22 protein-coding genes are annotated in these 17,604 nt (G+C 30.4%); 18 read left to right on the forward strand and 4 right to left on the reverse strand.

Going from position 1 to position 17,604, the window contains the following annotated elements:
* Positions 1–70: 70 nt before the first annotated feature.
* From PBN93_RS01800 to PBN93_RS01810, 3 genes are all read right to left on the reverse strand, one after another.
* Complete coding sequence (locus PBN93_RS01800) at positions 71–1,126, reverse strand: ATP-grasp domain-containing protein (RefSeq protein ID WP_271081284.1); 1,056 nt, start codon at positions 1,124–1,126, stop codon at positions 71–73.
* A gap of 221 nt (positions 1,127–1,347) precedes the next feature.
* Entirely contained in the window at positions 1,348–2,316 is a 969-nt protein-coding gene (locus PBN93_RS01805) for a hypothetical protein (protein ID WP_271081285.1), read from the reverse strand.
* A 153-nt stretch (positions 2,317–2,469) separates the two neighbouring features.
* On the reverse strand, positions 2,470–3,045 hold the full coding sequence (locus tag PBN93_RS01810; RefSeq protein WP_271081286.1) for a hypothetical protein: 576 nt from the start codon (positions 3,043–3,045) through the stop codon (positions 2,470–2,472).
* A gap of 382 nt (positions 3,046–3,427) precedes the next feature.
* Between PBN93_RS01810 and PBN93_RS01815 the strand changes: the two genes are divergently transcribed.
* Complete coding sequence (locus PBN93_RS01815; RefSeq protein ID WP_271081287.1) at positions 3,428–4,465, forward strand: serine hydrolase domain-containing protein; 1,038 nt, start codon at positions 3,428–3,430, stop codon at positions 4,463–4,465.
* A 79-nt stretch (positions 4,466–4,544) separates the two neighbouring features.
* The gene (locus PBN93_RS01820; protein WP_271081288.1) at positions 4,545–5,063 is read left to right on the forward strand and encodes an NUDIX hydrolase; all 519 of its coding nucleotides are present in this window, start codon (positions 4,545–4,547) and stop codon (positions 5,061–5,063) included.
* A 10-nt stretch (positions 5,064–5,073) separates the two neighbouring features.
* Here PBN93_RS01820 and PBN93_RS01825 read toward each other — a convergent pair whose 3' ends face one another.
* Complete coding sequence (locus tag PBN93_RS01825; RefSeq protein ID WP_077400456.1) at positions 5,074–5,394, reverse strand: winged helix-turn-helix transcriptional regulator; 321 nt, start codon at positions 5,392–5,394, stop codon at positions 5,074–5,076.
* 121 nt (positions 5,395–5,515) lie between these two features.
* Here PBN93_RS01825 and PBN93_RS01830 point away from each other — a divergent pair, with 121 nt between their 5' ends.
* From PBN93_RS01830 to PBN93_RS01905, 16 genes are all read left to right on the forward strand, one after another.
* On the forward strand, positions 5,516–6,028 hold the full coding sequence (locus PBN93_RS01830; protein WP_077400453.1) for a VOC family protein: 513 nt from the start codon (positions 5,516–5,518) through the stop codon (positions 6,026–6,028).
* 108 nt (positions 6,029–6,136) lie between these two features.
* The gene (locus PBN93_RS01835) at positions 6,137–6,610 is read left to right on the forward strand and encodes a hypothetical protein (protein WP_271081289.1); all 474 of its coding nucleotides are present in this window, start codon (positions 6,137–6,139) and stop codon (positions 6,608–6,610) included.
* A 72-nt stretch (positions 6,611–6,682) separates the two neighbouring features.
* Entirely contained in the window at positions 6,683–7,285 is a 603-nt protein-coding gene (locus tag PBN93_RS01840) for a TetR/AcrR family transcriptional regulator (RefSeq protein ID WP_077400447.1), read from the forward strand.
* Between the two features lie 50 nt (positions 7,286–7,335).
* A complete protein-coding gene (locus tag PBN93_RS01845; RefSeq protein WP_271081290.1) occupies positions 7,336–8,133 on the forward strand; it encodes a haloacid dehalogenase type II in 798 nt (265 codons plus the stop codon).
* Positions 8,134–8,139: 6 nt separating this feature from the next.
* Positions 8,140–8,877, forward strand: a complete 738-nt coding sequence (locus PBN93_RS01850) for an SDR family oxidoreductase (RefSeq protein ID WP_077400440.1) — start codon at positions 8,140–8,142, stop codon at positions 8,875–8,877.
* A gap of 156 nt (positions 8,878–9,033) precedes the next feature.
* Positions 9,034–10,011 (forward strand): glycosyl transferase family 90, encoded by a 978-nt coding sequence (locus PBN93_RS01855; protein ID WP_271081291.1) that lies wholly within the window; start codon positions 9,034–9,036, stop codon positions 10,009–10,011.
* A gap of 15 nt (positions 10,012–10,026) precedes the next feature.
* Complete coding sequence (locus tag PBN93_RS01860) at positions 10,027–10,548, forward strand: GNAT family N-acetyltransferase (protein ID WP_271081292.1); 522 nt, start codon at positions 10,027–10,029, stop codon at positions 10,546–10,548.
* A 162-nt stretch (positions 10,549–10,710) separates the two neighbouring features.
* Positions 10,711–11,547 (forward strand): phosphatase PAP2 family protein, encoded by an 837-nt coding sequence (locus PBN93_RS01865; protein WP_077400431.1) that lies wholly within the window; start codon positions 10,711–10,713, stop codon positions 11,545–11,547.
* A 122-nt stretch (positions 11,548–11,669) separates the two neighbouring features.
* Positions 11,670–12,560, forward strand: coding sequence for a hypothetical protein (locus tag PBN93_RS01870; protein WP_271081293.1), 891 nt, complete (start codon positions 11,670–11,672; stop codon positions 12,558–12,560).
* Between the two features lie 100 nt (positions 12,561–12,660).
* Positions 12,661–13,224, forward strand: coding sequence for a TetR/AcrR family transcriptional regulator (locus tag PBN93_RS01875; protein ID WP_271081294.1), 564 nt, complete (start codon positions 12,661–12,663; stop codon positions 13,222–13,224).
* Positions 13,225–13,301: 77 nt separating this feature from the next.
* Positions 13,302–13,853: a carboxymuconolactone decarboxylase family protein gene (locus PBN93_RS01880; RefSeq protein ID WP_077400422.1), complete on the forward strand. Its 552-nt coding sequence runs from the start codon at positions 13,302–13,304 to the stop codon at positions 13,851–13,853.
* A 187-nt stretch (positions 13,854–14,040) separates the two neighbouring features.
* Positions 14,041–14,355: an EthD family reductase gene (locus PBN93_RS01885; protein WP_077400419.1), complete on the forward strand. Its 315-nt coding sequence runs from the start codon at positions 14,041–14,043 to the stop codon at positions 14,353–14,355.
* A 3-nt stretch (positions 14,356–14,358) separates the two neighbouring features.
* Positions 14,359–15,003, forward strand: a complete 645-nt coding sequence (locus PBN93_RS01890; protein ID WP_077400416.1) for a DsbA family oxidoreductase — start codon at positions 14,359–14,361, stop codon at positions 15,001–15,003.
* A 3-nt stretch (positions 15,004–15,006) separates the two neighbouring features.
* The gene (locus PBN93_RS01895; RefSeq protein ID WP_077400413.1) at positions 15,007–16,086 is read left to right on the forward strand and encodes an L-dopachrome tautomerase-related protein; all 1,080 of its coding nucleotides are present in this window, start codon (positions 15,007–15,009) and stop codon (positions 16,084–16,086) included.
* Positions 16,087–16,093: 7 nt separating this feature from the next.
* Positions 16,094–16,762, forward strand: coding sequence for a haloacid dehalogenase type II (locus tag PBN93_RS01900; protein ID WP_077400410.1), 669 nt, complete (start codon positions 16,094–16,096; stop codon positions 16,760–16,762).
* Positions 16,763–16,821: 59 nt separating this feature from the next.
* Positions 16,822–17,577 carry an aspartate/glutamate racemase family protein gene (locus tag PBN93_RS01905; RefSeq protein ID WP_077400407.1) on the forward strand — a complete coding sequence of 252 codons (756 nt, stop codon included), beginning with the start codon at positions 16,822–16,824 and terminating at the stop codon, positions 17,575–17,577.
* Positions 17,578–17,604 lie beyond the last annotated feature (27 nt).

Here is a 17,604-nt window from a genome sequence, read left to right on the forward strand (position 1 = left end):
ATTTAGCGGACTTTGTAAATAAGTAAAAACCTCTCAAAAAGCCTATAATAGCTATATTTTACACACGTTATTACCTGCTGGCTTTCCATTTTTGATTCAATATATTATTTAATAAATCAAAATAATTCCACCCGATTTTTCTTGCAGAAAGTAAGGACAGGCTATCTTGTTTTTTTCTATGAGGTCTTGATGGTCCAGTCATATTCGGTTTCATATTTAGGTCAAATAAAAAGTATTTTCCTTGTTCATTAGCCCTACAATCTATTCTAATTGGTGCTTTAATTCCAATTAATTCTGCCGCTTTAACGCAATGTTCATACACTTCTTGAATTTCAGTTGTCTGTAGCTCATTATCACTTAATACCTCACTGTTTTCCATAACAGCTACTGTTCCGTTATATGGTGCTATTCCGTCATTATGATTAAATCTCTTAACTGCTGGTAAACACCAAGGTCTACTAAAACATTCCTCATTATTATCAATCACGTAATTTCCCTTTGGCATTACAGTAATTGTAATTTCTTGTCCTTTTAGATATTGCTCAACATAGGCAGCGTTTCCGTAACTGTTTTCTGAAAAAATCTTGTTCAAGTTTTTTGTGAGTTCATTACTACTGTTAATTTTAGTAACGCCTTGGCTTCCTCTTCCTCTAATTGGTTTAAGTACCAATGGAAACAACAATTCTAGTGATAATTTTTTGTAATTTTCAATAGTGATAAGCTCGTTTTTTGGAATGGGAATATTATTGGATTTCAATAAGCTATTGGTAAACATTTTATCGTCATAAACATCAACCATTTCAGGTGTCTGCCCAACTATCTCCAATTCTTTGTTAAGATAATTTTCTATAGTATGGTGTTGATATAGAACTGTATTTAGCCAAAAGATTTTTGCACCTTTTTGTAATGCCATTTCAATCCCCTTTGTAGTATCAGGAAAAACCCAATCTTTATCATTGTTTTGATTTGGATTTTCAACAGGTGTAACTACATCAATTTTGTTTTTCAAAAGTTCAAATGCAATATCTGCTCCGCTGTCTGAATAACCTCCTGGTTTCATAGGTTTTTGAATTCCATCTTTTACAGGTGGAAGTTGAGCTTGATACAATATTGCTATTTTATTCATTTCGTTTTATTTAGCTTGCAGGTAACGGTAGGTATAACCGAAGTTACGGGATTAAAGTTACTGTTTTTCGGTTTAGCACAGAGCCGAATTTTTATATTTTGTTTTTTAATTTTTCTCTTTTTAAAAGCCAAATTAAAAATTTGGTGGTGCTTGTAAATTGGGTAGAACCTCCATTTTGGCACTTATTAGCTATGTTTTATATACATTGTTAGCGGCAGTCTTTATTTCGTCATTCTTGATAATAATTCTATAATCTCATTAACTAATTTTGGGTAATATTCAAATGAACAAATAAAATGTTGTGAATAAAACTCCTTTAATGTTGAGTAGTGGGAATTTTCTAATTCCCAACACTTATTTACCGGTGATTCATATATATTGTATTCTTTATGTTTATGTTTTTTTTGAAAGTTTTCAAATTGGCTTAAATTTTCTTTTTCTTCAAAATTTAGCGTAAAACCCTTAAATATTTCTTTATGGTGTTCTGTGAAATCAGGACCAATCTCAGAATTATATACAAGATAGGGTACTTTCTTCGCTAACTGTTCGATATTATCAACTTCACGAATTTTACTTATTGAAAAATCATCGTCTAAAATATATAACTCAGCATTTGTTACTAATATTGAAATTATATATGGTGGGTTAGTATCTACTAAATGTCCCCAAATGTTTGCTTCAATGTCTCTTTTTATTAAATATGGTAGGGCATATTTAAGTTGTGAAATACCGTGTCTAATGTCTTTATCAAAAACTTCTCCGCTTGTAATATTTATTTCAACTCCTTTTAAAGCAAAATCAAGTTTTTCTTCAAATTCGTAAATTAAGTCGTTGTCTATTTTTTTTAAAGAGAATTCGGCTAGAGATTTTATAGTATTTCCCAATGTAAAAGTTGAAAAGTCTGGTTTGTTTATATCTGGAAGAAAAACCCATTTTTTACTTTCATCTCTATATTTACATTCGGTCAATAGTGTTAAGCTAGCATCAATTTTATCTTCAGAATCTATTGGAAAAAGGAAATAACCTTTTATATCTGTAGAAAATTCTTTTCTGCGTTCTCCTTCTTTTCGGAAATATGAGTAGTCAAATGAAACACTAAAATCTAAATCAGATAGAATTTTTGCAACTTCATACTCCAATGGTATACTTGATGACAATAGTCGACTTTTCCATTTTTTTGAATCTTTCATTTATTTCGAGAGTATGTTTAGATTGCCGCTAACGGTTTTGTGTATGATTAGTGGCGTGTTTAAGCACCTAATTTAGCAAATAAAAACCGAATAGAAAATCCGCGAGGATTTTCGTAAGTAGGCGAGAACTAGCTATTAATTATACACGGTGTTCTACGCAGTTTTAATTTCCGTTAATATTTTTCCTTCTCCATTCAGTTCATATTTATAACCTTCCCAATCTATTAATTCAATTCTGTTTTCAACAATTTTAAATTCCGTTTTTCCGTCTGGATTTACAAAAATATCTCTCGCACTAAAATTCCATTTAGTTTCTCCATTTTTATCAATTCGGCTAACTTGAATTTCTCCGTGAACGATAAAATCTTCGTCAAATTCATAAATTCCGAAACAAGTTGCAACGTCAAATTGATTTCTCCAATTAGCTGATAAGTCCGTAAAATTCAGAGAATATATTTGGTCAGAACAGCAAATATAAATTCGGTCATTCTTAATTAGAAATGAATTTTCAGAAATTCCAGTTGCTCCTCCAGATTCCAACAATAATGCGCTACACTTTTCAATTCCGTTTTCTGTTATTCGAATTCCGTGTTTTGAGGAAGGTTGATATTCCAATTTATGTCCTAAATCGGCTGGATATTGTTTCTTAAATCTCTGACCAAATTCCGCTGAATCCAAATCAGATTCATTTGTTATTTCAATTACGGAATTTTTATATTTTACTATCATTTTCTTGGTTTGGTCAAATTGCGTAGAACTATATATAAACGTAATTAATTGCGTTTATTCACCCCTATTGGCGTAATAAACGCACATTTCTATTTTAATGCTTAATTTTCTTACAATATAAAAACATTTTTTTTGGTAAAATTACAGATATGTGTAAATGCATTAAAATAATTTATAAATGGTACCAATTGGCTGTTAGTTTGTATTTTTTTATCTTAGCTACTAAACGCACTTTATGTTATAAACATAAAACAATATGAAAAACACCAAAGAAAAAGTAAAATGGTATAATTATATTTTTGCTCCTGGAGGCATAATTTTAACCTTGTTAGTTGCTAAAATTATATACTGGTTGTTTACCCACATTTAAAAAATGTAACCAATGAGCCAAAAAAACATTTTTAGAGCACTACTGCTTATTTCTACAGTAGTATCTTTATTTTATGTGCCTTGGCCTATTGTAACCGCTTGGCTTAAGCCATTACCAAATACTATACAGGAACAACTAAACCAAACTATTAATTATGGTTTTGATGGTGTTATACTATACGTAGATGTTGCTGGTAAACCACCTGCTTTTTATGCTAACGGGTGGCATAATAAAGAACAAAAAATTGCTGCTAAGCCAAATGCGTTATTTAAAATTGCTAGTATAGATAAGCTGTATACTGCTGTTGCTATTACCAAACTTATTGGCCAAAATAAAGTAGACCTAAACAAAAGCTTAGCCTATTATTTTCCTGAGCTTAATGGTAAAATTGAGTATGCAGATAAAATTACCGTTAAAATGTTGGTGCAACACCGTAGCGGTATTCCTAATTATACCAATACACCTAATTTTTGGAACAATCCTACACAAAATGCCCAACAAGCATTAGACCTTATAGCTGGTAAACCTGCTAACTTTAAACCCAACACAGCGTATGAGTACTGTAATACCAATTACTTGCTACTTTCTATGCTTATTAAAAAAGCTGCGGGCAAAAGTAAGTTTGACTATATAACGGAGGTTATTTTAAATCCCTTAGCATTAAAAAACACATACAACTCTATTCATGATATTAATTTAGATAACTTAATGAGTGGTTATTACGTAGGTATAGACAACGATATTAAAACTACAAATTATGGCTCTATGGTTGCTACTGCAGAAGATGTTGGTATTTTTTTACGTGCTTTAAATAATGGTAGCTTATTTACTGGTACTGAAAGTAATATTTATGCTTCAATATACAAATATAACCACACCGGGCTTATACCTGGTTACCAAAGTATTGCAGAGTACCATAAAAATATAGATGCTGTTGTTGTGCAGTTTACCAATACTACAGATTTTAGTGGGTACAACTGGAACTTATCTGAAATATCATACAACAGAATTATTAAAATAATTGAAAAAAATACCAGTAACCAACACTAAAAAAACACTACTTACCAAATAATTAACTACATCTATAATTGTAGCTTGTATTACCTTTACAAAAAATAGTTGTTACCAAATGCATATTTTAAAAACTCACTACCATCCAGAGATTAAAACACTAACAAACAAATCTATATTTACAAGGTTAGCCACAAGAAGCATTGCTATTAAAGGAAATAATATTTTACTGCTTTACACAAAAAGGTATGAGGATTATAGTTTGCCTGGTGGTGGTTTAAATACGGGAGAAGACCACATTAAAGGATTGGTACGTGAGCTTGTAGAGGAAACTGGAGCTAAAAACATTACTAATATTAAACCATTTGGTGTTTACGAGGAATACAGACCTTGGCACAAAACAGATTATGATATACAGCATATGATATCTTACTGCTATACTTGCACTGTTAGCGATGAATTAGGTGCTTGTAAAATGGAAACTTATGAGATAAATAATGGTATGTCTGCTAAATGGGTTAACATTTTTGAAGCTATTAAACATAACGAAAACACAATGGCTAACAGTGATAAAAAAGGAATGTCTATAGAACGAGAAACCTTTTTATTAAAACATATTGCTGCACAATTAATTTAATGGCTGTGCGCTACTCTCCTGTTTTCTTATAATCTTCTAAACCCCATTGGTCTAAATTTCTTAAAATTTGCTCTAAGGATTTTCCTCTCTTAGTTAACCCATACTCTACTTTTGGAGGTACTACAGGATATATTTTTCTAAATACAAGTTTGTCTTTTTCCAATTCTCTAACTGTTTGTGTAAACATTTTGTTAGAGATACCAGAAATTTTCTTTTGTAGTATACCAGACCTTAAATCTTCTTCTAATAAATGAAAAAGGATTAATGGTTTCCATTTTGTTCCAATTAAATTCATTGTATAATTTAACGGACAACTAATTTCTTTACTCAAAATAAACAAATTAAAATATTATAAATCAGTATTTTACTCTTTTAGGTAACTATAACACTTTTTAGTAAGTTATTGCCAACAAAGCAAATATAGTTTAATTTTGTAATCTAATTTAGAACTTATGAAAAATAATAAAGATTACCCAAAGTCATTTTCGCATATAGGAATTACTGTTCCAGATATAAACAAAGCTGTAGAATTTTATGCTAACGTTATGGGCTGGTATGTAATAATGCCGCCGTCTACGGTTAAAAAAGAAACAGAAACAGCTATTGGTCAAATGTGTATAGACGTTTTTGGAGAGGATTGGACAGAGTTTGAGATTGCTCATTTAGCTACCTCAGATGGTATTGGTGTAGAGTTATTTTCTTTTCCTCACGGAGTTAAAGAAGCTCCAGAATTTAATCCTTTTAACACTGGTTTATTTCACTTTTGTATTCAAGATCCTAATATTGAAGAACTAATTGCTAAAATTGTAGCTAACGGTGGCAAACAAAGAATGCCAATTAGGGAATATTACCCAGAAGATAAACCTTTTAAAATGTGTTATGTAGAAGACCCTTTTGGAATTGTTTTTGAAATTTACACGCACAGCTATGAGTTAACATACTCTTCTGGTGCTTACGCTAAATAAACTGTTGTTTTACTAATACAAAGCACTAAAATAGTGCTTTGTATTTTTTAGCTTTTACAATTATTAGTGCATATATTTTTACTACTTTAGTTTACCAGAACTAAAATTATGATGAGCTTTTTGAATTTCCTTTTTGGAAAAAAAAGAACTTTTAAACACCCTGTACTTGGTGTTTTTACTAGTGATAGAATTAAAGGAAATAGTACAGCTAAAACCTATACCTGGTATGGGTACTTTAATTTAGAAACTAACAATGTTAATGATTATGTGTCTTCTATTTTTATAAACGGAAACAACAATACTCCATACAGTAATCAGTTACAATTTATTACCCAATTAATAGAAAATTGGCAAGACAACTATTTATTAGAAATTGAACAAAAAATTAATGAACAAGATTTTTCTAATAATCCTGATTTAATAAACTGGCAAAATAAATTTTATCTTTCTGCTATATATACAAATAACTTTAAAAGTTTAGATTTTGAATTAACCTTAGAATCTAAACAAAACCCAAATTATCCTACAATAAGCGTAAACATAAAAAACGCTATTATTTTAAATGTAGCACTATACTCCTAAGAAAAATATGAAATTGATTTTTGTATTCATTCAAAAACATTCGGGTTAGTATTTTTTTATTACATTTGTTGTATGCAACAAGAATTAAAATCTGAAATCACAAAACAACTTATAGTTGACAAAGCTTTTAATTTGTTTTATAAAAATGGCTTTAAAACTACAAGCATAGATAAAATAATGAAAGAAACAACCTTAAGTAAGGGTGCTTTTTATCATCATTATAAAAATAAAAAAGAGCTTGGCACTGCAGTTATTAGCCTTAAAGTAAAAAAAAGAGTTGCAGATGGTATGATAGCTCCGCTTATGAAATCTGGCAATGCCTATACTATTTTAGAATCGGTTTTTGTTAACCGTTTAAAGTCTTTTCCTTTTTTTGACAAACAAAATGGCTGTCCTATGAACAACCTTATTAATGAAATAGGAAATACAGAAACTGCATACCAACAAGCGTTAAAAAGTATAATTGAAGAATGGAAAATAGCCTTAGTAAGCGTAATTGAAAGAGGCAAAATTGAAAAATCTATAAAAACAAATATAGATTCTACAGCTGTAGCTATTTACTTAATAAGTGCTTTTGAAGGTATTAGAGGCATAAGAAAATTATACAATGATGACACTATATTAAATGAATACATTAAAGGCCTTAAATTATATTTAACTCAAATAAAAGAATAATTTTTTTATCTAAAAACATACCATATAGAATGTTTTAAAAATTACGAACTATGAAAAAAAACAGAAGAAATTTTATTAAAAAAGCTACCGCTGTAGGTATAGGTGCTGCCGCAATTCCTAAACTTAGTTTTGGAGCCAGCACCAATAATGTCACAGATAACATAAATAGCACTAAACCAAAAGTTTTATTTTTTGATGTAAACGAAACATTGTTAGATTTAACTGCTATGAAAAATAGCGTTGGTAGCGCGTTAGGAGGCAAAAACGATTTACTTAAATTATGGTTTACAACAATGTTGCAATACTCATTAGTTAGTACCGTTGGAAGACAATATAACGATTTTGGTATTATAGGCGCAGCTGCATTAGAAATGGTGGCCGCAAATAATAATATTAAACTAACATCAGAAGAAGCAAAAAAGGCTATTTTAACTCCAATTAGATCTTTACCTGCTCACCCAGAGGTTAAAGAGTCTTTAGAAAGGTTGCGCACGGCTGGTTACAAGTTGGTATCTTTTACCAACTCATCAAATATAGGAGTTGAAACACAATTTAAAAACGCGGGGCTAACTTCATATTTTGATGACAGATTAAGTATTGAAGATATAGGAAAATTTAAACCACATACAGATGCATACGATTGGGCTGCACGCAAAATGAAAGTTAAACCAGAAGAATGTATGTTAATTGCTGCTCACGGATGGGACATAGCTGGTGCGTTATGGGCAAATTGGAGAGGTGCATTTATTAGTAGACCTGGCGCACAGTTGTATCCGCTTGCCAATAAACCAGAAATTAATGAAAATAATTTAAAACTTGTAGCTGATAAATTAATAGCACTTAAATAATTTTTTATGAACAAATTAAAAGACAAAGTAATTATTGTAACCGGTTCTTCTAAGGGAATTGGTAAAGAGGTTGCTATTTTATTGGCAAAAAATGGAGCTAAAATAGTTGTAAATCATTCTAATAGTGAACAAGAAGCTAATGAAACAGCAGCCATTATAAAAAAAAATGGTGGAGAAGTAATAGTAGTTAAGGCAGATGTAAGCGACAAAAAATCAGTAACAGCGCTATTTGATAAGTGTATAGAAGTATTTGGAAAAATAGACGTATTAATTAACAATGCTGGTACTATGATTTCTAAAAAACTAAAAGATAACTCAGAAAAAGACTTTGACATTCAATTTAATGTAAATGTAAAAGGGATATTTAATACTTTACAGGAGGCAGATAGTAAGCTTGCAGATAATGGTATAATAATAAACTTTTCTTCTAGTACTACAAAATTAATGTTACCAACCTATGCACTTTATTCTGCTACAAAAGCTGCTGTAGAACAAATAACAAGAGTATTTGCTAAAGAAATTGGAAGAGGCATTTCTGTTAACGCAATTGCGCCTGGCGCAACAGAAACCGAGTTGTTTTTAACAGGCAAATCAGAAGAACAAATAAATAAACTAAGTAGTATGAATGCTTTTAACAGGCTAGCAAAGCCTATAGACATAGCAAAAGTAGTTTTGTTTATGGCTAGTGATGACTCTAAGTGGATCTCTGGTCAGGTAATTGGTGCCAACGGAGCATTAGTTTAAAACCTACATTATTATTTTAGTCCATTTTATATTGTTTTAAATATGGTTTATTTTAATTTATAACCGTATATAAAAGCTAGTATTTTATATTTGTGCAATTATCTGGTATTGCTACCATATAATTGCACGTTAATTAATAAAAAAATTATAAAACTAATGGAATTAAAAAGGTTGTCTTACAAACACAAGAATAGTAAAATAAAATACTATGGAAAAAACTACTTAAGACAGCTTATACCTGTAAGTTTTTATCAAAAAAAATTACAGAAAAAATTAGATAGTATTAACGGTTTTAGTAGTGATGAAATAGAGGAAATTAACACTAGAGTAAACTATTACAATAAATTAGAAATTCCTTTTAATTTATCTGAAGAAGCAAAAAGATTTGATGAATTAGAGCTAAAAAAAGGTTCTAAAGAATATTTTTTTGATGTGTATGAATATGGGAGATACTTTAAGCAGTCTTTAAAAGCACATTTTTTGTTTGGTGATATAACAAAGGTATATAAAGAACCTGCTTTTGTTAAAAGTAGACCTGTTGCTGATGACAATCAAAACTCTATTTTATTAAAATGGAATAAGGTTAGACACTTTATGTTTGTTAAAAAAGATAAAGTACCTTTTGCCAAAAAGAAAAACATTTTGGTTAGTCGTGGTCAAATTTTTAAATCGCAACCTCACAGAATTAAATTTTTAGAAATGTATTTTAACCATCCTATGTGTGATATTGGTATGGTAAATACTCATAAAATTATAGAGAAATGGAAAGTAAATAGAATGACTATTTCTGAAAAACTTCACTATAAATTTATTTTATGTTTAGAGGGTAATGACGTTGCTAGTAACCTTAAATGGGTAATGTCTTCTGGCTCATTAGCTGTTATGCCTAAAGCTAAATTTGAGACTTGGTTTATGGAAGGTACTCTTATACCAGATTACCATTATGTTGCTATAAAAGAAGATTTCTCTGATGTAGAAGAAAAACTACAGTATTATATAAATAACCCAGATAAGGCACAAGAGATTGTAAAAAATGCAAATGCGTATGTGCAAAAATTTAAAAACAAAAAGAGAGAAGATTTAATTTCATTACTTGTAATGAATAAATATTTTGAAAAAACCAATCAATATTAAAACAGTTGCTAAAAGATGAAAAATTATAAGGCATTTGAAACAGACAGGTTATACATAAAACCTACTACAGAAGAAGATGCTAAATTTATTTTTCAACTTTTAAATTCTCCAAAATGGTTGCAATACATTGGTAACCGAAACGTAACTAATATTTCTGATGCTAAAACGTATATAAAGGAGAAAATGCTACCTCAGCTTTACCAATTAGGCTTCTCTAACTATACCGTTATAAGAAAGGAAGACAACGTTAAAATTGGCTCTTGTGGCTTGTATAACAGAGATGGTTTAGAGGGTATAGATATAGGTTTTGCTTTTTTAGAAGAATATGAAAGAAAAGGGTATGCTTATGAAGCTGCAAATGCTCTAAAACATAATGCTTTTTCTACTTTTAATTTAAAAGAAATTAGTGCTATTACCACTAAAGATAATAGCAGTTCTCAAAATTTACTGGTAAAATTAGGTTTTAAATTAATAGGAACCACAACCTTACCTAATGATGATGAAGTGTTGTTACTTTTTAAAATAAGTAACAATTAAGCGTTTAAAAAGCTTCTAAACTTAATAAATTAAACAAATTACATTGTTTCTATAAATATATAGTGCTAATTTCGCTGGCTAATTCTATACTAATACAGCAGATTACAAAGGTAATTTTCATGCATAAATTAGTATTATTAACTATTACAAAAACCACAAGTTATGCGTTTAGGTTTTATACTATTGTTACTTTTATGTTCGTTTACTGGTTCTGCTCAGCAACTAAATAAACCTACAGATAGTACAACTATCTGGAAAACTTTTAAGTACGATGCCAACTCATCATGGCGTGGCATAAAACACTCGGTAACTAGACCTCTACATTGGAAAGGTAAAGATTTTGCAAAGTTTGGTAGTTTATTTGTTGGTACGGCTATTATTGCTGCAGCAGATAGACAAACAAGCGACTTTTTTATAAATCAAGAACCACACTTACCACACGCTGTAAAAGAATTTGGTTTTTACTTTGCCAAGCCACAATACTATTTTGCGTTAAATGCAAGTGTTTATGGCGTTGGCTTATTTACTAAAAACGAACAAGTACGTAAAACAGGTGTTTTAATAATATCATCTTCTATTACTGCTGGATATTTACAAATTATGGCACGTTCTGCTTTTGGGCGCGCAAGGCCATATTCTGGTAAAGACCCATATACTTTTAAACCTTTTGAGGGTACAGAAGAATACTTTTCTTTTCCATCTGGACATACCGTTTTAGGAATGACGGTAGCACATTCTGTTGCTAAACAGTTTGATAATACTTGGGCAAAAATTGGTATTTATACTGTTGGTAGTGTACCAGCAATTTCTAGAATGGTCAATGGATCTCATTGGCTAAGTGATGTTGCCTTTGGTGCTGCTTTTAGCATTTTTGTTGTAGATGGTATTGATAAATTTTTGTTCAAAGAAAAGTTATATGACTACCCAATTAAACCAAAACTAGTTACTTGGAATTTAAAATTTTCTGGTAGTCAAATTGGTATTGTAGGTACTTTTTAAAAAAAATTAAAGCGTTACATTTATATTATTAACCTGTTTTACGGATATTATATTTAGCTGTAAACAGTGGTTTTATTGCTTTAGATGCGGGTTATCTTTGGGGTATTATAAAAAAAAATAATATGCAACAGGAAAACCAAAATAAAGACAATATAAAATACCTCTTATTAAAAACTGCAATAATTGGTGGTGTAATATTATTCTATTTATTCCAATGGTTTGGACCTGGAATTATTCAGAATTACAAACAAAATAAAGAATTTCAAAACATTCATTACGGAGGAGACGAGTCTGAAGTAAATGAGTCTATAGATAACTACAACAAAGCAGTTATGGCACTTAGGCGATATACAGATAGTGTTATCTCTAAAAACCCTAGTTTGTTTATCTATACCAATGACACTAGTAATGTAGAAGCTATAATTAAACCCAATTTAAACTATGATGTTTTTGATAGCTATGATTTTCAGACTGTAATTAGTAAAAACACTGAAATAACTAATGAGTTAAATAATTTTTTAGACAATAGAGACTCCCTGGGCTGTAAAGTTATTTTAACAACTAGTAAGACTAATTTCTTTGTTAAAAACATTGTTAATACAAAGCAAGAAACAACTTATATCACCTACTCTAGTTATTATTACAACCAAAAAGAAAAAGAACAATTAGCCAATTTAATAAATACAAGAAAAAACTATATTTCTGCTTTTAAATCTAAAGAGCAAAAAATAAGCGAGCTAGACAGCCTACAGTCAGGAAAAATTATTTTTTCAGAAACAGAGCTACAAAATAAAAAAATTGAATCTGGGCTAAAACGTATTATGGGACCCAGAATTAATTTAAAAGATACAACTCACCTATTCTATTTTACCTCATACAATACAACTATTACTAAAAAACAGCTTACAAGTAAATTAAAAAACTTTACACCTCTATTTTTAAAAAAGCAAGACACTACAAACTGTTTTATTAAAGAAATACCAATAATAAAACCCGTTTATATTGATAATTAAAGCCTTTAAACAATCATTTATCTTGATTTTGTGTTAAATAATCTTAAATATTTTTTCATAACAAAGCAAGTGCTTAGTTTTGTACTGTAGTTATTTAATAATGGCACGTAAAAAACAATATAACGAAGAAGAAGTAATTAAAAAAGCAATGAGCCTTTTTTGGCGTAATGGCTATGAGGCTACTACTGTTCGTATGTTAGAAAAAGAAATGGGTATAAACCAATTCTCTATTTACGCTAGCTTTAAAAATAAGCAAGGAGTTTTTTTAGAAAGCGTTAAGTATTACAAAAAGCAGTTAAATAGTACAAAAGATAAGCTAAAAAACTCTAACAATGGTGTTGTTGGTATAAAGGAATATTTTTACAATTTTATAACGTTTTCTACAGAAGGACAAATACGCAAAGGTTGCCTTGTAACCAATACAGTAAATGAGGTTAAAGAAGAGGAAGAACCTGAGGTAATGGTAGAGTTAAAGAAATTTGCAAATGAAATTAGAGATTTATTTGTAAGTAATTTAAAACAAGACGACAAAAAGAGTAATTCTTTGGTGCAGCAGCAAGCAGATTATTTAATGAATGCTATTTTAGGGCTATCTATAGCTTCTAAAATGTTTACCAAAGAGCAACTAGATAATATAATAGAAGTTACATTTACAAACCTGTAACATTTTTTTTATAAGATAACTAAGCAAACGCTTAGATTTGAATTCAAACAAAAATTAATAACATAAAATTAAAAATTATGACAACTTTAAAAGTACACAACATTGAGTCTGCGCCAGAAGCTGCAAAACCATTATTAGAAGCATCTAACAAAGCCTACGGAATGATTCCTGGTTTACATGGTGTTTTAGCAGGAGCTCCTGGGTTATTAAAAGCATACCAAGAGCTACACCAACTATTTACAGAAACATCTTTTAATAATGAAGAACTTACTGTTGTTTGGCAAACAATTAATGTAGAACACGCTTGCCATTACTGTGTGCCTGCACATACAGGTATTGCAAAAATGATGAAGGTTGATGATGCAATTATTGATGCTTTACGCGATGAGACTCCTCTTGCAGATGCTAAACTAGAAGCATTACGTACTATAACATTAGCTATAACACGCAATCGTGGTAATGTATCTAAAGAAGATTTAGAAGCTTTTTATGCTGCTGGGTATGGTGAGCAACAAGTATTAGAAATAATTTTAGGACTATCTCAAAAAGTAATTAGCAATTACACAAACCACATTGCTAATACACCTGTAGATGAAGCTTTCCAAAAATTTGCTTGGTCTAAAAAATAAAAAATTGTCGCAATATGTTGTTTTTTTAGAATGAAGAAGATAGCGACGTTTAACCTTCTGTTTCCCCCACGGAAGGTTATTTTTTTTAAAATAAACTTAAAGAAAACACAAATAAGTATGCGCACATATTTACAATTCGTAATTTTATGTGCAACACTTTTTTAGTGCTTAAAACAAATAAAAAATTATGATAAAAGTATCTGTAATGTATCCAAACACTAAAAATGTACAGTTTGATACAGAATATTATAAAAACACACACTTGCCTATGGTTTCAAAAGCTGTTGGTAGCGCATTAAAAGATTTAGAACTAGACTTAGGTATAGCTAGCAGAGTTCCTGGTGAACCTGCTCCTTATGTAGCAATTGCACATTTAAAGTTTGATAGTATTGAGACTTTCCAAGAGTCTTTTGGCCCGCACGCTAAAACTTTTGCAGATGATGTAAAAAACTACAGCAATGTACAAGGAGAATTACAAATTAGTGAACTGGTTACATTTTAAATTATGAGTAAAAAGATAAAAATAGATCTTGTTTCTGATGTGGTTTGCCCTTGGTGCGTCATTGGATACAAACGTCTAGAACAAGCAATAAAAGAACTAGATATTGCAGATAAGATAGAAATAGAATGGCAACCTTTTGAGTTAAACCCAAATATGCCTGCTCAAGGTCAGGATGTAGAAGAACATATTACAGAAAAATATGGCTCTACACCAGAACAGCAGAAAGAGTCACAGGAGCGTATGACAGATTTTGGGGCGGAACTTGGTTTTAAGTTTGATTATTTTAAGGGTATGCGTATGGCAAATACTTTTAATGCACATGTATTGTTAGATTATGCAAAGACCAATGGCAAACAAACTGAATTAAAAATGCGTTTAATGAATGCATTTTTTGGCGAACGCAAAGATGTATCTAACAGAGACATTCTTAAACAAGAACTAGAAGCTGTTGGCTTAAGCGCTACAAAAGCTTTTACTTTATTAGATAATGAAGAGTTAAGAACCAAGGTTAGGTCTGAGGAAAATTACTGGAAAAGTTTAGGGGTAAACTCTGTACCTACAGTAGTTTTTAACCGCAAAAGTGCATTAACAGGTGCGCAACCTGTAGCTGTTTATAAACAAGTATTAAATGAATTATTAGAATCTTAAACAATGAAAAAACTAAGCTACATAATTGTAATTTGTATTTTATTTATATCCTGTAAAGAAAAAAAATCTAATACCACCAATGATAGTTTATTAAACACAGCCAATACTACTGTTAACACACCTATTAAAGTTGCCTCTTTTAAAGGACAACAAGTTACTGGTGTTACGGTAAGTAACAAGGGGCGTATTTTTGTAAACTTTCCCAGATGGAGAAAAGGTGTAAACAGTTCTGTACTAGAAGTTGTAAATAATAACAACCTACCTTTTCCTAACAAAGAATGGAATTCTTGGGAGGTTGGAGATGTAGTTTCTCCTAACAAATTTGTGGGTGTACAGTCTGTTGTTGCTTATAACAATCTTTTATATGTTTTAGATACCAGAAGTCCACTTTTTCAAGAGGTATTAGATGCGCCAAGAGTATTTGTGTTTAATGTAAACACCAAAAATTTAGAGCATACCTATATTTTACAAAAAGGCACTTATCACCCTAACTCTTACATAAATGATTTAAGAATAGATCATAAAAAAAATAAAATATACTTTACAGATTCTGGAAACCCTGGCTTAGTAATTTTAGATTTAAAAACAGAAAAATTTACAAGAGTTTTAGACAATCATTCTTCTACAAAAGCAGAAGTAAATTTTTTGACCTTTAACTCTAAAAAATGGACAAATACGGTACATTCTGATGGCATTGCTCTAGATACTATAAATGATAAATTATATTACCACGCTCTTACTGGTTATAGTTTGTACAGCATACCAACTGCTGCACTAATTTTAAAAGATAGTGTAGCTTTAGAAAAAGAAGTCACTTTTGAAGCCAAAACTAGCGCTCCAGACGGAATGATTTTTGACAAAAAAGGCTATTTGTATTATGCTGATTTAGAAAATGATAAAATTATGTATCGGAAACCAGATGGTAGTGTACATATTTTAATAGAGGGGGAAGATGTAAAATGGGCAGACACATTTAGTATTTATAATAACTATTTATACTATACCAATTCTAGAATTAATGAAGTTAGTGCAGATATATCTGCAATGAATTTTACAGTTTATAAAATAGAATTACACCAATAAAAAAGATATGAAGTATACTTTAGCATTTGATGTATATGGCACACTTATTAATACCTCTGCAGTGCTTGTATCTTTAGAAAAACTATTGGGGAAAGATACCGCCAAACCATTTATGGATACTTGGCGAGATAAGCAATTAGAGTATTCATTTAGAAGAGGTTTAATGGATAAGTACACAGATTTTTCTGTATGTACAGACAATGCCTTAAATTTTGCATGTAAAAAATTTAAAATTACTTTAAGCTGCGAGCAAAAAGAGGCTCTTTTAAATGAATATACTGTGTTACCCGCCTTTGATGATGTTAAAGATGCATTGATAGATTTAAAAACTGCAGGACACAGATTATTTGCTTTTTCTAATGGTAGTAAAGAAGCCGTTACCAAATTACTGAAAACAGCCAATATTTTTAATTATTTTGAAGCTATAATTAGTGTTGAACACGTAAAAATATTTAAGCCTAGTCCTATTGTTTATGACTATTTTTTAGAAAGTACCAATGCTAAAAAGGAAGAAAGTTGGTTAATATCTAGTAATAACTTTGATGTTATTGGCTCTAAAATGTTTGGTATGCACTCTGCTTGGGTGCAACGTACACCAGATGCTATTATGGATCCTTGGGGAATTACACCTACAGCCACTATACATAAGTTAACAGATTTGGCTAAAAATTTATAGTTTTTTTTAGAACTAGTACAGTAAATATTACTGTTATTTACACTCTTAATTTTTTAGCTATGATTAATAAAACAATTGGTATTGTAGGCGGTGTAGGCAGTTACGCAGGTATAGACTTAATTAAAAAGGTGTACGATTTAACAGAAGCAAAATCTGACCAAGAACATTTACCGGTTTCTATGTTGTCTGTACCACACAAAATAATAGACCGTACAAAATATTTGTTAGGAGAAACTACTGTAAATCCTGGTATAGCCATATCAGAAATTATAGCTACACTTATAGCTAGTGGTTCTAATATTATTGCAATTCCTTGTAATACAGCACACGCTAAACCAATTTTTAATTTAATAGAAAAAAGCATACCAGAATCTTGTGTGCTAGTAAATCTTATAGAAGAAGTTGGGTTGTATATAGCTACAAAACATCCAGAAATAAAAAAAGTTGGTGTTTTAGGTACAACTGGTACTATTTTAGCAAAAGTATACCCAGATGTTTTAGCTAAATATAATATAGAGGTGATTCAACCTTCAGAAGACATTCAAAATTTGTTTGTTCATCCTTCTATATATGATGCCAACTATGGTATAAAAGCTTTTTCTAATCCTGTAAATAAAAAAGCCAAAGAAAACCTTAATATGGCTGCAACTTACTTATCCAGAAAAGGTGCGCAGGCTGTTATATTAGGTTGTACAGAAATTCCGCTTGCTATACAGGATACCAAAATTGAAGATAGTTTAATTATAGACGCTACTACAGTATTGGCAGGCGCATTAATTAGAGAGTCTAGAAAAACCAAAGAACAAAATTCTTAATTAAATACTCCTAATTAAGCGTTGTAA

Origin of the sequence: Cellulophaga omnivescoria (assembly GCF_027915275.1) — a bacterium.
In the GTDB taxonomy this organism is placed as follows: Bacteria; Bacteroidota; Bacteroidia; order Flavobacteriales; family Flavobacteriaceae; genus Cellulophaga; species Cellulophaga omnivescoria.

Bases quoted from the DNA above. Each gene is read 5' to 3' on its own strand.
- PBN93_RS01800 (WP_271081284.1), bottom strand. From the start codon at position 1,126: ATGAATAAAATAGCAATATTGTATCAAGCTCAACTTCCACCTGTAAAA.
- PBN93_RS01805 (WP_271081285.1), bottom strand. From the start codon at position 2,316: ATGAAAGATTCAAAAAAATGGAAAAGTCGACTATTGTCATCAAGTATA.
- PBN93_RS01810 (WP_271081286.1), bottom strand. From the start codon at position 3,045: ATGATAGTAAAATATAAAAATTCCGTAATTGAAATAACAAATGAATCT.
- PBN93_RS01815 (WP_271081287.1), top strand. From the start codon at position 3,428: ATGAGCCAAAAAAACATTTTTAGAGCACTACTGCTTATTTCTACAGTA.
- PBN93_RS01820 (WP_271081288.1), top strand. From the start codon at position 4,545: ATGCATATTTTAAAAACTCACTACCATCCAGAGATTAAAACACTAACA.
- PBN93_RS01830 (WP_077400453.1), top strand. From the start codon at position 5,516: ATGAAAAATAATAAAGATTACCCAAAGTCATTTTCGCATATAGGAATT.
- PBN93_RS01835 (WP_271081289.1), top strand. From the start codon at position 6,137: ATGATGAGCTTTTTGAATTTCCTTTTTGGAAAAAAAAGAACTTTTAAA.
- PBN93_RS01840 (WP_077400447.1), top strand. From the start codon at position 6,683: ATGCAACAAGAATTAAAATCTGAAATCACAAAACAACTTATAGTTGAC.
- PBN93_RS01845 (WP_271081290.1), top strand. From the start codon at position 7,336: ATGAAAAAAAACAGAAGAAATTTTATTAAAAAAGCTACCGCTGTAGGT.
- PBN93_RS01850 (WP_077400440.1), top strand. From the start codon at position 8,140: ATGAACAAATTAAAAGACAAAGTAATTATTGTAACCGGTTCTTCTAAG.
- PBN93_RS01855 (WP_271081291.1), top strand. From the start codon at position 9,034: ATGGAATTAAAAAGGTTGTCTTACAAACACAAGAATAGTAAAATAAAA.
- PBN93_RS01860 (WP_271081292.1), top strand. From the start codon at position 10,027: ATGAAAAATTATAAGGCATTTGAAACAGACAGGTTATACATAAAACCT.
- PBN93_RS01865 (WP_077400431.1), top strand. From the start codon at position 10,711: ATGCGTTTAGGTTTTATACTATTGTTACTTTTATGTTCGTTTACTGGT.
- PBN93_RS01870 (WP_271081293.1), top strand. From the start codon at position 11,670: ATGCAACAGGAAAACCAAAATAAAGACAATATAAAATACCTCTTATTA.
- PBN93_RS01875 (WP_271081294.1), top strand. From the start codon at position 12,661: ATGGCACGTAAAAAACAATATAACGAAGAAGAAGTAATTAAAAAAGCA.
- PBN93_RS01880 (WP_077400422.1), top strand. From the start codon at position 13,302: ATGACAACTTTAAAAGTACACAACATTGAGTCTGCGCCAGAAGCTGCA.
- PBN93_RS01885 (WP_077400419.1), top strand. From the start codon at position 14,041: ATGATAAAAGTATCTGTAATGTATCCAAACACTAAAAATGTACAGTTT.
- PBN93_RS01890 (WP_077400416.1), top strand. From the start codon at position 14,359: ATGAGTAAAAAGATAAAAATAGATCTTGTTTCTGATGTGGTTTGCCCT.
- PBN93_RS01895 (WP_077400413.1), top strand. From the start codon at position 15,007: ATGAAAAAACTAAGCTACATAATTGTAATTTGTATTTTATTTATATCC.
- PBN93_RS01900 (WP_077400410.1), top strand. From the start codon at position 16,094: ATGAAGTATACTTTAGCATTTGATGTATATGGCACACTTATTAATACC.
- PBN93_RS01905 (WP_077400407.1), top strand. From the start codon at position 16,822: ATGATTAATAAAACAATTGGTATTGTAGGCGGTGTAGGCAGTTACGCA.